Source organism: Streptomyces sp. YJ-C3 (genome assembly GCF_053891275.1).
The window spans coordinates 8,169,669-8,183,135 of the sequence record NZ_CM132685.1 but is presented as its reverse complement, the minus strand read 5'-3'; the positions used below and the strand labels follow the sequence as shown (position 1 = coordinate 8,183,135).

Genomic DNA, 13,467 nt, shown 5'->3' with positions numbered 1-13,467 from the left:
TACCTCCAGATGCGCATCTCATGGTGGGTGAGTACTCACCCACCCCTGCTTGCCCTTAGGGTGAGTGAGTACTCACCCCTGCGTCAAGCTTGGTTGGAGCCTGCATGGACCAGAAACCGGCCCGGGTCCGCATCGTCGATGCCGCCCACGACCTCATGCTGAACATCGGTCTCGCCCGCACCACCACCAAGCAGATCGCCAAAGCGGCGGATTGCTCCGAAGCGGCGCTCTACAAGTACTTCGCCAACAAAGAGGAACTCTTCGTGACGGTGCTCAACGAGCGCCTCCCGAAGCTGGGTTCACTCCTCGGCCGCCTGCTCACAGAAGGCGCGGGAAACCCCGACCGCACGGTCGAGGAGAACCTCACCGACATCGCCCGTGAAGCAGCCCTCTTCTACGAGCAGACGTTCCCGATGGCCGCATCCCTGTATGCGGAGCCCCAGCTCAAGCGCCGCCACGAAGAGGTCATGCGCGAGATGGGCACCGGACCGCACCGGCCGATCCAGGGACTGGACACCTACTTGCGGGCCGAACAGAAGGCGGGCCGCATCAGCCGGTCCGCCGACACGTACGCGGCCGCCTCTCTCCTCCTGGGTGCCTGCGCGCAGCGCGCCTTCGCCTACGACATGTCCCCCGAAGGCCGGCCGCCGCAGTCGCTGGACGATTTCGCGGCCCGCGTCGCGCGCACCCTCCTCGCCGGCATCGCCTGACGGATCAGGCGGCCAGCCACTCCTGCACCCCGTTCAGAAGCTTCTCCTTGACGCCTTCCGGGGCGGCCGAGCCGCGTACGGACTGACGGGCCAGTTCGGCCAGTTCGGCGTCCGAGAAGTCGTGATGGCGGCGCGCGATGTCGTACTGGGCGGCCAGGCGCGAGCCGAACAGGAGCGGGTCGTCGGCGCCCAGCGCCATCGGCACCCCGGCCTCGAAGAGCGTGCGCAGCGGCACGTCCTCGGGCTTCTCGTAGACACCGAGCGCCACGTTCGAGGCCGGGCACACCTCGCACGTCACGCCCCGGTCCGCGAGCCGCTTCAGGAGCCGGGGATCCTCGGCGGCCCGCACCCCGTGCCCGATCCGGGTGGCGTCCAGGTCGTCGAGGCAGTCCCGTACCGAGGCCGGGCCGGTGAGCTCGCCGCCGTGCGGCGCGGACAGCAGCCCGCCCTCCCGCGCGATGTGGAAGGCCCGGTCGAAGTCCCGCGCCATCCCGCGCCGCTCGTCGTTGGAGAGCCCGAACCCGACGATGCCCCGGTCCGCGTACCGCACCGCGAGCCGCGCGAGCGTCCGGGCGTCCAGCGGATGCTTCATGCGGTTGGCGGCGACCAGCACGCGCATCCCGAGCCCCGTGTCCCGCGAGGCGCTGTCGACGGCGTCGAGGATGACCTCCATGGCCGCGATCAGACCGCCGAGGCGGGGTGCGTACGACGTCGGGTCGACCTGGATCTCCAGCCAGCCGGACCCGTCCGCGAGGTCCTCCTCCGCGGCCTCCCGCACCAGCCGCTGGATGTCCTCGGGCTCCCGCAGGCAGGAACGCGCCGCATCGTAGAGCCGCTGGAAACGGAACCAGCCGCGCTCGTCCGTGGCCCGCAGTTTCGGCGGCTCGGCGCTGGTCAGCGCATCGGGCAGCCGCACGCCGTACTTGTCGGCCAGTTCGAGCAGCGTCGTGGGCCGCATCGACCCGGTGAAATGCAGGTGCAGATGGGCTTTCGGCAACTGACGTACATCACGTCCTCCACGCTCCATCCAAAGATCCTGCCGCACACACCTGTAGTACCGGTAGCGGCTTTCCACCTTCGGGGTCTCGCCCGAACGAAGAAACGGGCCGCCTCCGTAAGGAGACGGCCCGCCCACAAGGACGCGTAGAACGTCAGTCCTGCGCCTCGGCCAGCAGCTTCTGGATGCGCGAGACACCCTCGACCAGGTCCTCGTCACCCAGCGCGTACGAAAGCCGCAGATAACCCGGCGTACCGAACGCCTCACCGGGAACGACCGCGACCTCGGCCTCTTCGAGGATGAGCGCGGCCAGCTCGACGGAGTCCTGCGGACGCTTGCCGCGGATCTCCTTGCCGAGCAGCCCCTTCACGGACGGGTACGCGTAGAAGGCGCCCTCCGGCTCCGGGCAGACGACGCCGTCGATCTCGTTGAGCATCCGCACGATCGTCTTACGACGCCGGTCGAAGGCCTCGCGCATCTTCTCCACGGCGGTCAGATCGCCGGACACGGCGGCGAGCGCGGCCGCCTGCGCCACGTTGGAGACGTTCGAGGTGGCGTGCGACTGCAGGTTCGTCGCGGCCTTCACGATGTCCTTCGGGCCGATGATCCACCCCACGCGCCAGCCGGTCATCGCGTACGTCTTCGCGACACCGTTGACCACGATGCACTTGTCGCGCAGCTCGGGAAGGATCGCCGGCAGCGACGTGAACTTCGCGTCCCCGTAGACGAGGTGCTCGTAGATTTCGTCCGTCATGACCCACAGACCGTGCTCCACGGCCCAGCGGCCGATGGCCTCGGCGTCGGCCTCGCTGTACACGGCGCCCGTCGGGTTCGACGGCGACACGAACAGGACGACCTTCGTGCGCTCGGTGCGCGCGGCCTCCAACTGCTCGACGGAGACGCGGTATCCCGTGGTCTCGTCGGCCACGACCTCCACCGGCACGCCGCCCGCGAGACGGATCGACTCCGGGTACGTGGTCCAGTACGGCGCCGGGACGATGACCTCGTCGCCCGGGTCGAGGATCGCGGCGAACGCCTCGTAGATGGCCTGCTTGCCGCCGTTCGTCACCAGGATCTGCGAGGCGTCGACCTCGTAGCCGGAGTCGCGCAGCGTCTTCGCGGCGATCGCGGCCTTCAGCTCGGGAAGACCGCCGGCCGGCGTGTAGCGGTGGAACTTCGGGTTCTTGCAGGCCTCGATGGCCGCCTCGACCACATAGTCGGGCGTCGGGAAGTCGGGCTCACCGGCGCCGAAGCCGATCACCGGACGCCCGGCGGCCTTCAGGGCCTTGGCCTTGGCGTCGACGGCGAGGGTCGCGGACTCGGAGATGGAGCCGATGCGGGCCGAGACCCGGCGCTCCGTGGGGGAGGAGCCAGAGGACGGGGAAGGAGTTGCAGCGCTCATAACCCCATCGTTCCAGACCCGAAACCCGCCCGGCACACGGGTTTCCAAGACCGTCCGATCCGTTGTTGATCCACTGGAGATCCCGATCTGTTCGACGGAGGGCCGCGAAGCACGTACACTCACTGCTCGTTGGCCTTCACCGGCCGCTCCTTCCAAGCGCACTCCGTGCATCTGGGCGGATGCGGTACGTTGGGGGAAACAAAGGGTCGTAGCTCAATTGGTAGAGCACTGGTCTCCAAAACCAGCGGTTGGGGGTTCAAGTCCCTCCGGCCCTGCTACACACACCTTCGCCAGGATGTGTGCGCATGTACGTACTGCAATGCACCGCCGTGCGGCTCAACCGGGCGCGGCACGGCCACGACCCGGAATTCAGGTGAGGACGAGTGACGGACGCCGTGGGCTCCATCGACATGCCTGATGCCCAGGATGAGGCGCCGGAGTCCAAGAAGAAGGCCCGCAAGGGCGGCAAGCGCGGCAAGAAGGGTCCCTTCGGCCGCCTCGCTCTCTTCTACCGCCAGATCGTCGCGGAGCTCCGCAAGGTCGTCTGGCCGACTCGCAACCAGCTCACCACGTACACCACAGTGGTGATCGTGTTCGTTGTCATCATGATCGGTCTGGTCACCGTGATTGACTATGGCTTCAACCACCTCATCAAGTACATCTTCGGCTGAGCCGAAAGCGGAGGGCGCCGTATCCGGCGTCCCTTTCGCGTGTTCCACCCCCTTGTATCCAGGAAGAAGCAGCCACCGTGTCTGACCCGAACCTGAACGACGCCATCGAGTCGGCGGAGTCCGTGGAGGACCAGCTCGACATCGTCGAGGCGGCGGACGCCGAGGACCCGGACCAGGCCGAGGCTGCCGACATCGCCGCCGGTGAGCCCGCCGAAGAGGCGGCCCTCGAGGTCGAGGCCGATGGCGGCAACGACGTGGACGACGCCGAGGACGAGGCCGTCGAGGCCGAGGCCGAGGTCGAGGCGGAAGAGGCCGTCGAGGAGCAGGTCGACCCGATCACTGCTCTCCGCGACGAGCTGCGCGGCCTGCCCGGCGAGTGGTACGTCATCCACACGTACGCGGGCTACGAGAAGCGCGTGAAGGCCAACCTCGAGCAGCGTGCCGTCTCGCTGAACGTCGAGGAGTTCATCTACCAGGCCGAGGTCCCCGAGGAAGAGATCGTCCAGATCAAGAACGGCGAGCGCAAGAACGTCCGGCAGAACAAGCTGCCCGGCTACGTTCTCGTCCGCATGGATCTGACGAACGAGTCCTGGGGCGTCGTCCGCAACACCCCCGGCGTCACCGGCTTCGTGGGCAACGCCTACGACCCGTACCCGCTGACCCTGGACGAGATCGTCAAGATGCTCGCCCCGGAGGCCGAGGAGAAGGCCGCCCGTGAGGCCGCCGAGGCCGAGGGCAAGCCGGCTCCGGCCCGCAAGGTCGAGGTCCAGGTCCTGGACTTCGAGGTCGGCGACTCGGTCACCGTCACCGACGGCCCGTTCGCGACGCTGCAGGCCACGATCAACGAGATCAACGCCGACTCGAAGAAGGTCAAGGGCCTCGTCGAGATCTTCGGCCGCGAGACCCCGGTCGAGCTGAGCTTCGACCAGATCCAGAAGAACTAGTACCTCCTAGCAGCTTCTGGGCACATAGCTTCCGAACAGGTCAGATGGGCTCTCAAAAGCCTGTCTGACCTGCTCGGTTTTTAGCCGCGCATGGATACCCGTTATCGTTGTGCGGTATGCCTCCATCCGGATGATCTGGACGATCATCGTGCACGGGTGGTGGCTGAACACTCTCACTAAGACCCGGAGAGAGAGCACATGCCTCCCAAGAAGAAGAAGGTCACGGGGCTCATCAAGCTCCAGATCCAGGCCGGCGCCGCCAACCCGGCTCCGCCGGTCGGCCCCGCGCTGGGCCAGCACGGCGTCAACATCATGGAGTTCTGCAAGGCCTACAACGCCGCGACCGAGTCGCAGCGCGGTTGGGTCATCCCGGTGGAGATCACGGTCTACGAGGACCGCTCCTTCACCTTCATCACCAAGACCCCGCCGGCCGCGAAGATGATCCTCAAGGCCGCTGGTGTCGAGAAGGGCTCCGGCGAGCCGCACAAGACCAAGGTCGCCAAGATCACCGAGGCGCAGGTCCGCGAGATCGCCACCACGAAGATGCCCGACCTCAACGCCAATGACCTGGACGCCGCGTCCAAGATCATCGCCGGCACCGCCCGTTCCATGGGCATCACGGTCGAGGGCTGACCTCACCCCCGTAGGAAAGACCGTGGAAGGGCCTGCTCGGCCCGGACCACGACTCCTCAGAACACACAGGAGCAGTAGTGAGCAAGCGCAGCAAGACTCTCCGCGCTGCGGACGCCAAGATCGACCGGGACAAGCTCTACGCCCCGCTCGAGGCCGTCCGTCTCGCCAAGGAGACCTCCGCGTCGAAGTTCGACGGCACCGTCGAGGTCGCCTTCCGCCTGGGCGTTGACCCGCGCAAGGCCGACCAGATGGTCCGTGGCACCGTGAACCTCCCGCACGGCACCGGCAAGACCGCCCGGGTCCTGGTCTTCGCGACCGGTGACCGTGCTGCGGCCGCGGAAGCCGCTGGCGCCGACATCGTCGGCTCCGACGAGCTCATCGACGAGATCTCCAAGGGCAACCGCCTGAACGAGTTCGACGCCGTCGTCGCCACCCCGGACCTCATGGGCAAGGTCGGCCGCCTCGGCCGCGTGCTCGGTCCCCGTGGCCTCATGCCGAACCCGAAGACCGGCACCGTGACCCCGGACGTGGCCAAGGCCGTGAACGAGATCAAGGGCGGCAAGATCGAGTTCCGCGTCGACAAGCACTCGAACCTGCACTTCATCATCGGCAAGGCGTCCTTCGACGACACCCAGCTGGTGGAGAACTACGGCGCGGCACTGGAGGAGATCCTCCGCCTGAAGCCGTCCGCCGCCAAGGGTCGCTACATCAAGAAGGCCGCGATCAGCACCACGATCGGCCCCGGCGTTCCGGTCGACCCGAACCGCACCCGCAACCTCCTCGTCGAGGAGGACCCGGCCGCGGTCTGAGCTGCTACCTAGCTCGCTGAAGTCGGCGACGGGCCCCGCACCTTCCGAGGTGCGGGGCCCGTTCCTCTTTTCCGCCTCGTACGGGCTCGGCCCTGCGCTAGCGTCGCCGTGACCTACCGGGGGGAGCGGATGACGTACGTACGACACGTCCTGGGCGTCACGGCGGCGTGCGCGCTGCTCGTGGCCTGCGACGGGCGGACCAGGGACCAGGGCGCCGTCGACGCGCTGCGCACCGCCCAGCACAAGGTCGCCGCCGCTGGCTCGGCGCGGGTGGACGCGACGATGGGCACCGGCGACCGGCTCGCCTCCCGCAGCGCGGGCACGCTCAGCTGGTCCGACGGCGTCGAGGGCACGCTCACGGTGCGCGTCACCGGCGGTGAACTGGCCTCCGCCACCCGCAAGTTGGGCGGTGACCCGTCCCAGACCCGCTTTCTGCCGGACGCCTACTACACGCGGATGACCGACGCGTTCGCCGCGCGGCAGGGCGGCCGGCACTGGATCCGGCACCCGTACGACGCCGGCACCGACCTCACCCCGGTCGACTCCCTCAAGGCGCTCGTCGCGGCGGAGGACGTCCGCAGGGTGGGGGAGGAGACCGTGCGCGGCACCCGGGCCAGCCACTACCGGGGCACCTCCGACGGGCAGCACATCGACGTCTGGATCGACGCCCGCCACCTTCTGGTGCGGCGCACCCAGCGCGCGGGCGACTTCACCAGCACCGTCCACTACCGCGACTACGGCACCTCGGCCGCCGCCGAGCGCCCGCCCACGCACGACACTGTCGACTTCGAGGACGTGACGGGGGACGGTTGATAATCGGGCCCGTTGTCCGAGGCGTCCGATATGGTGCGCCTAGTACACGTGTTCCAAGGGGTGGGATCGAGATGACTGTTGTCGTACGACGCACGGTCGGTGCAGCCGCCGCGACCGCGCTGCTGTGTACCGGGGCCGTGGCCTGCGGGAGTGGATCGGACAAGGCCGGCAGCGAGCAGGTGCAGTCCCACTCGCAGATGACGCAGGTGCTGACGGCCGCGTTCAAGAAGACCGCGGAGGCCAAGTCCGCCAAGGTCGAGATGACGATGAAGACCCCGGCCGCACTCGGCGCCGGCGGCACCATGAAGATGTCCGGCACCATGGGCTGGGACCCGACCGTCATGGATATGACGATGACCGGCTCCGCGCTCACGGCCGGCGGCCCGGACGCCCCCGAGAGCGTCCGCATGGTCTGGCAGGACAACGTGATGTACATGGACATGGGCGCCGCGGCGGCCAAGGACATGGACGGCAAGCGCTGGATGAAGATGGACCTGGGCGCCGTCGCGAAGCAGTCCGGCGACGAGAAGCTCACGCGCCAGATGACCGGCAGCCTCGACAGCATGAACCAGGACCCGGCCCAGCAGATCGCCCTCCTGCTCGACTCGCCGAACCTCAAGCACGTCGGCTCCGCCGAGATCGACGGCGCGAAGACCCAGCACTACAAGGGCAAGCTGACCGTCGACGAGATGATGGCGAAGAACGACTCGCTGAAGCTCCTCAGCAAGTCCGAGCGCGGCGAGCTCCTGAAGAACGTCAAGAAGGCCGGCATCAAGGACTACGACACCGAGCTGTGGGTCAACGAGGACGACCTGCCGGTCCGTATGGACGTCACCATGGACAGCTCCCAGGGCGCCGTCGACATGTCGATGCGGTACTCCGACTACGGGGCCGCGGTGAAGGTCGACGTGCCGCCCGCCGGTCAGACCTTCGACCTCATGGACATGCTGAAGAAGATCGGCGCCGCGGCGGGCTCCGGCTCGGGCACCGGCTCGTCCGACACCGGTCTGGACGGCAGCGTCTGAGCGGATTTGCTCGACGCCGGACCTTTCACGTAACCTTCCACAGAAGCCAAAGACCGCTGGTCGTTGCCGTGCGCTCGCAAGAGGGTTCGGTGGCCGAAGGATCCGCTGTAACTGCGGACGACCCGCGCAGGTGACTGTGGAAGTGCTCCCGGACTCCGTTCAGGATTCTGGTCGAGCTCACGCCCCGTGCGCCTGCGCCGGGGCGTTTCGTTTTCCCAGTCTCCTTCTGAGCGGTCCTCATCACCCGGAAGGAGGCCGACGCTCTATGCCGACGCCCGACAAGGCTGCCGCGGTAGCCGAGCTCACGGACAAGTTCCGCAGCTCGAACGCCGCCGTGCTGACCGAGTACCGGGGTCTCACCGTGGCCCAGCTCAAGCAGCTGCGCCGCTCCCTCGGTGAGAACTCCGAGTACGCCGTGGTGAAGAACACGCTGACCAAGATCGCGGCCAACGAGGCCGGGATCAACACGCTGGACGACCTCTTCACGGGTCCGACGGCGGTTGCCTTCGTCACCGGTGACCCGGTGGAGTCGGCGAAGGGTCTTCGTGACTTCGCCAAGGACAACCCCAACCTCGTCATCAAGGGCGGTGTCCTTGACGGCAAGGCGCTGTCCGCCGACGAGATCAAGAAGCTTGCGGACCTCGAGTCCCGCGAGGTTCTGCTCAGCAAGCTGGCCGGTGCCTTCAAGGGCAAGCAGTCCCAGGCTGCTCAGCTCTTCCAGGCGCTGCCCTCGAAGTTCGTCCGCACCGCGGAGGCGCTTCGTGCCAAGCAGGCCGAGCAGGGCGGTGCCGAGTAATTCGGCTCGAGCATTGACCCTCGCCGCATAGGCGGAGGTCGTAGCGGGCCGAACGTACGCCCGCCTCACATGTACATCCGGCACCAGCCGAATTAGTGGAAGGATCGCCCATCATGGCGAAGCTCAGCCAGGAAGACCTGCTCGCCCAGTTCGAGGAGATGACCCTCATCGAGCTCTCCGAGTTCGTGAAGGCCTTCGAGGAGAAGTTCGACGTCACCGCCGCCGCGGCCGTCGCCGTTGCCGCCCCGGGTGCCGCTGGTGGCGCCGGTGCCGCTGAGGCCGCCGAGGAGCAGGACGAGTTCGACGTCATCCTCACCGGCGCCGGCGAGAAGAAGATCCAGGTCATCAAGGTCGTGCGTGAGCTGACCTCCCTGGGTCTGAAGGAGGCCAAGGACCTCGTCGACGGCACCCCGAAGCCGGTCCTCGAGAAGGTCGCCAAGGACGCCGCGGAGAAGGCCAAGGAGGCCCTCGAGGGCGCCGGCGCCTCCGTCGAGGTCAAGTGACCTCGCGAGTCTGCTGACTCTTCTTCGGTGAAACTGCTCCCCCGGGGGCTGTAACGCTGACGTACCGAAGGGCGATCACCCAACTGGGTGGTCGCCCTTCGGCGTTCGCTGGCTCGCGCGCCGACGGTGCCTTGCACTGCTGGTCCCGCAGAGTATGGTGATCTTCGTTGTGCCTGGGGCCACTCCTGTTCGGCCAAGAGGGGGCCTTGACGAACCGCACGCAGCGCGCAATTCTCAGGACGCGTCGTCACAACGATCCGGATCCGAGGCATGGATCGACGACGAAGAGGGCAGTAAGGATGTGCGCTCAGCGCACAAGGTACGCCGCAGACGGTGAACGGTTGAGAACAACGAGGGTCTCAAAAAACCCGCACTGGACATCAGTGGGCCTTCTGGCTACACTGTCCCTTTGCGCTGCCTGTTAGCTGCTCCCTGCCCGTCACCAGGGGCATGCCCTCGCTTGAGCACAGTGGACTGAACCAGCCCTGACCTGGCCTTATGGCCGAGCCGGGCGGGATTCTGTCTCTCTGCCCGGCTTGGGACCGGTACGCGCGTAGTGAGTCCGAGCCCTCGGAAGGACCCCCTCTTGGCCGCCTCGCGCAACGCCTCGACCGCGAATACGAACAATGGCGCCAGCACTGCCCCGCTGCGCATCTCCTTTGCAAAGATCAAGGAGCCCCTCGAGGTTCCGAACCTTCTTGCGCTGCAAACCGAGAGCTTCGACTGGCTGCTCGGCAACGACGCGTGGAAGGCTCGTGTCGAGGCGGCTCTCGAAAGCGGACAGAACGTCCCCACCAAGTCCGGTCTGGAAGAGATCTTCGAGGAGATCTCCCCGATCGAGGACTTCTCCGGGTCGATGTCTCTGACGTTCCGCGACCACCGCTTCGAGCCTCCGAAGAACTCGATCGACGAGTGCAAGGAGCGCGACTTCACCTTCGCCGCCCCGCTCTTCGTCACCGCCGAGTTCACCAACAACGAGACCGGCGAGATCAAGTCCCAGACGGTCTTCATGGGCGACTTCCCGCTCATGACCAACAAGGGCACCTTCGTCATCAACGGCACCGAGCGTGTCGTGGTGTCCCAGCTGGTCCGTTCGCCGGGTGTCTACTTCGACTCCTCCATCGACAAGACGTCCGACAAGGACATCTTCTCCGCCAAGGTGATCCCGTCCCGGGGTGCCTGGCTGGAGATGGAGATCGACAAGCGCGACATGGTCGGTGTGCGCATCGACCGCAAGCGCAAGCAGTCCGTCACCGTCCTGCTCAAGGCTCTCGGTTGGACGACCGAGCAGATCCTGGAGGAGTTCGGCGAGTACGAGTCCATGCGCGCCACCCTGGAGAAGGACCACACCCAGGGCCAGGACGACGCGCTGCTCGACATCTACCGCAAGCTGCGTCCGGGCGAGCCCCCGACCCGTGAGGCCGCTCAGACGCTGCTCGAGAACCTCTACTTCAACCCGAAGCGCTACGACCTCGCGAAGGTCGGCCGCTACAAGGTGAACAAGAAGCTCGGCGCGGACGAGCCGCTGGACGCCGGCGTGCTCACCACCGACGACGTCATCGCCACCATCAAGTACCTGGTGAAGCTGCACGCCGGTGAGACCGAGACGGTCGGCGAGTCCGGTCGTTCGATCATCGTCGAGACCGACGACATCGACCACTTCGGCAACCGTCGTATCCGTAACGTCGGCGAGCTGATCCAGAACCAGGTCCGTACGGGTCTCGCCCGTATGGAGCGCGTCGTGCGCGAGCGCATGACGACCCAGGACGTCGAGGCGATCACGCCGCAGACCCTGATCAACATTCGCCCGGTCGTGGCGTCGATCAAGGAGTTCTTCGGTACGTCGCAGCTGTCCCAGTTCATGGACCAGAACAACCCGCTGTCGGGGCTGACGCACAAGCGTCGTCTGAACGCCCTCGGCCCGGGTGGTCTCTCCCGTGAGCGGGCCGGCTTCGAGGTCCGTGACGTTCACCCGTCGCACTACGGCCGCATGTGCCCGATCGAGACGCCCGAAGGCCCGAACATCGGTCTGATCGGTTCGCTCGCCTCGTACGGCCGGATCAACGCGTTCGGCTTCATCGAGACGCCGTACCGCAAGGTCACCGACGGTGTCGTCGGCGACGAGGTCGACTACCTGACCGCCGACGAGGAGGACCGCTTCGTCATCGCGCAGGCCAACGCCCCGCTGAGCGACGAGTTCCGGTTCGAGGAGTCCCGCGTCCTGGTCCGCCGTCGTGGCGGTGAGGTCGACTACGTCCCCGGTGACGACGTCGACTACATGGACGTCTCGCCGCGCCAGATGGTGTCGGTCGCGACCGCCATGATCCCGTTCCTCGAGCACGACGACGCCAACCGCGCGCTCATGGGCGCGAACATGATGCGTCAGGCCGTGCCGCTGATTAAGTCCGAGGCGCCGCTCGTCGGCACCGGCATGGAGTACCGCTGCGCCACCGACGCCGGCGACGTGCTCAAGGCCGAGAAGGACGGTGTGGTCCAGGAGGTCTCCGCGGACTACATCACCACCGCCAACGACGACGGCACGTACACCACGTACCGCCTGCACAAGTTCTCCCGGTCGAACCAGGGCACCTCGGTCAACCAGAAGGTTGTCGTGGACGAGGGCGCCCGCGTGATCGAGGGCCAGGTCCTGGCCGACGGTCCCGCGACCGAAGAGGGCGAGATGGCCCTCGGCAAGAACCTGCTCGTGGCGTTCATGCCGTGGGAGGGTCACAACTACGAGGACGCGATCATCCTGTCGCAGCGCCTCGTGCAGGACGACGTCCTCTCCTCGATCCACATCGAGGAGCACGAGGTCGACGCCCGTGACACCAAGCTCGGCCCGGAGGAGATCACCCGGGACATCCCGAACGTCTCCGAGGAGGTCCTCGCCGACCTCGACGAGCGCGGCATCATCCGGATCGGTGCCGAGGTCGTCGCCGGCGACATCCTCGTCGGCAAGGTCACGCCCAAGGGTGAGACCGAGCTGACCCCGGAGGAGCGCCTGCTCCGCGCGATCTTCGGTGAGAAGGCGCGCGAGGTGCGCGACACCTCCCTGAAGGTGCCGCACGGTGAGATCGGCAAGGTCATCGGCGTCCGCGTCTTCGACCGTGAAGAGGGCGACGAGCTGCCGCCGGGCGTGAACCAGCTGGTTCGTGTCTACGTGGCGCAGAAGCGCAAGATCACGGACGGTGACAAGCTCGCCGGCCGCCACGGCAACAAGGGTGTTATCTCGAAGATCCTTCCGATCGAGGACATGCCGTTCCTCGAGGACGGAACTCCGGTCGACATCATCCTGAACCCGCTGGGTGTGCCGTCCCGAATGAACCCGGGACAGGTCCTGGAGATCCACCTCGGCTGGCTCGCCAGCCGCGGCTGGGACGTCTCCGGCCTCGCGGACGACTGGGCGCAGCGCCTGCAGGCCATCGGTGCCGACCAGGTCGCCCCGGGCACGAACGTCGCCACCCCGGTCTTCGACGGTGCGCGTGAGGACGAGCTCGCGGGTCTGCTGCAGCACACCATCCCGAACCGCGACGGCGAGCGCATGGTGCAGCCGACCGGTAAGGCGAGGCTGTTCGACGGCCGCTCCGGCGAGCCGTTCCCGGACCCGATCTCCATCGGGTACATGTACATCCTCAAGCTCCACCACCTGGTCGACGACAAGCTGCACGCCCGGTCGACCGGTCCGTACTCGATGATCACCCAGCAGCCGCTGGGTGGTAAGGCCCAGTTCGGTGGCCAGCGCTTCGGTGAGATGGAGGTGTGGGCGCTGGAGGCGTACGGCGCCGCTTACGCCCTCCAGGAGCTGCTGACCATCAAGTCCGACGACGTCACCGGCCGCGTGAAGGTCTACGAGGCCATCGTCAAGGGCGAGAACATCCCCGAGCCCGGCATTCCCGAGTCCTTCAAGGTGCTCATCAAGGAAATGCAGTCCCTGTGCCTCAACGTGGAGGTGCTGTCCTCGGACGGCATGTCCATCGAGATGCGCGACACCGACGAGGACGTCTTCCGCGCTGCGGAGGAGCTCGGCATCGACCTGTCCCGGCGCGAGCCGAGCAGCGTCGAAGAGGTCTGACGGGAGTTCCGGTAGGGGCCCAGGAATGGGCCCCTACCGACCCCGCGACCCCCGTTTCAGACCACAGACTTACAACCCTGAGAGGGATTGAC

Annotated in this window: 12 protein-coding genes and 1 tRNA gene; 11 read left to right on the top strand and 2 right to left on the bottom strand. The window is 66.9% G+C overall.

Annotated elements, in window-relative coordinates:
* Positions 1-104 precede the first annotated feature (104 nt).
* A complete protein-coding gene (locus ACVHNB_RS36990; RefSeq protein ID WP_428954214.1) occupies positions 105-710 on the top strand; it encodes a TetR/AcrR family transcriptional regulator in 606 nt (201 codons plus the stop codon).
* Positions 711-714: 4 nt separating this feature from the next.
* On the opposite strand, the gene ACVHNB_RS36985 is transcribed toward ACVHNB_RS36990, so the two are convergent.
* Together ACVHNB_RS36985 and ACVHNB_RS36980 are read right to left on the bottom strand one after the other, a co-directional pair.
* The gene (locus tag ACVHNB_RS36985) at positions 715-1,737 is read right to left on the bottom strand and encodes an adenosine deaminase (protein WP_428954215.1); all 1,023 of its coding nucleotides are present in this window, start codon (positions 1,735-1,737) and stop codon (positions 715-717) included.
* Between the two features lie 124 nt (positions 1,738-1,861).
* A complete protein-coding gene (locus ACVHNB_RS36980) occupies positions 1,862-3,280 on the bottom strand; it encodes a pyridoxal phosphate-dependent aminotransferase (RefSeq protein ID WP_428954216.1) in 1,419 nt (472 codons plus the stop codon).
* A gap of 31 nt (positions 3,281-3,311) precedes the next feature.
* On the opposite strand from ACVHNB_RS36980, the gene ACVHNB_RS36975 reads away from it, so the two are divergent.
* The 10 genes from ACVHNB_RS36975 to rpoB all read left to right on the top strand — a co-directional run bounded on the left by ACVHNB_RS36975 (position 3,312) and on the right by rpoB (position 13,375).
* Positions 3,312-3,384: transfer RNA gene (locus ACVHNB_RS36975), tRNA-Trp, on the top strand.
* A 108-nt stretch (positions 3,385-3,492) separates the two neighbouring features.
* Positions 3,493-3,780, top strand: a complete 288-nt coding sequence (gene secE / locus ACVHNB_RS36970; RefSeq protein WP_428954217.1) for a preprotein translocase subunit SecE — start codon at positions 3,493-3,495, stop codon at positions 3,778-3,780.
* Positions 3,781-3,857: 77 nt separating this feature from the next.
* Complete coding sequence (gene nusG, locus ACVHNB_RS36965; protein WP_428954218.1) at positions 3,858-4,724, top strand: transcription termination/antitermination protein NusG; 867 nt, start codon at positions 3,858-3,860, stop codon at positions 4,722-4,724.
* 198 nt (positions 4,725-4,922) lie between these two features.
* Complete coding sequence (gene rplK, locus ACVHNB_RS36960) at positions 4,923-5,357, top strand: 50S ribosomal protein L11 (protein ID WP_016645192.1); 435 nt, start codon at positions 4,923-4,925, stop codon at positions 5,355-5,357.
* Positions 5,358-5,434: 77 nt separating this feature from the next.
* Positions 5,435-6,166: a 50S ribosomal protein L1 gene (gene rplA / locus ACVHNB_RS36955; RefSeq protein ID WP_428954219.1), complete on the top strand. Its 732-nt coding sequence runs from the start codon at positions 5,435-5,437 to the stop codon at positions 6,164-6,166.
* A 129-nt stretch (positions 6,167-6,295) separates the two neighbouring features.
* On the top strand, positions 6,296-6,979 hold the full coding sequence (locus tag ACVHNB_RS36950; RefSeq protein ID WP_456226834.1) for a hypothetical protein: 684 nt from the start codon (positions 6,296-6,298) through the stop codon (positions 6,977-6,979).
* 71 nt (positions 6,980-7,050) lie between these two features.
* Complete coding sequence (locus ACVHNB_RS36945) at positions 7,051-8,004, top strand: hypothetical protein (protein WP_428954221.1); 954 nt, start codon at positions 7,051-7,053, stop codon at positions 8,002-8,004.
* 265 nt (positions 8,005-8,269) lie between these two features.
* A complete protein-coding gene (gene rplJ, locus ACVHNB_RS36940) occupies positions 8,270-8,800 on the top strand; it encodes a 50S ribosomal protein L10 (protein ID WP_428954222.1) in 531 nt (176 codons plus the stop codon).
* 113 nt (positions 8,801-8,913) lie between these two features.
* Complete coding sequence (rplL, locus tag ACVHNB_RS36935) at positions 8,914-9,303, top strand: 50S ribosomal protein L7/L12 (RefSeq protein ID WP_428954223.1); 390 nt, start codon at positions 8,914-8,916, stop codon at positions 9,301-9,303.
* 586 nt (positions 9,304-9,889) lie between these two features.
* On the top strand, positions 9,890-13,375 hold the full coding sequence (gene rpoB, locus ACVHNB_RS36930) for a DNA-directed RNA polymerase subunit beta (protein ID WP_428954224.1): 3,486 nt from the start codon (positions 9,890-9,892) through the stop codon (positions 13,373-13,375).
* Positions 13,376-13,467 lie beyond the last annotated feature (92 nt).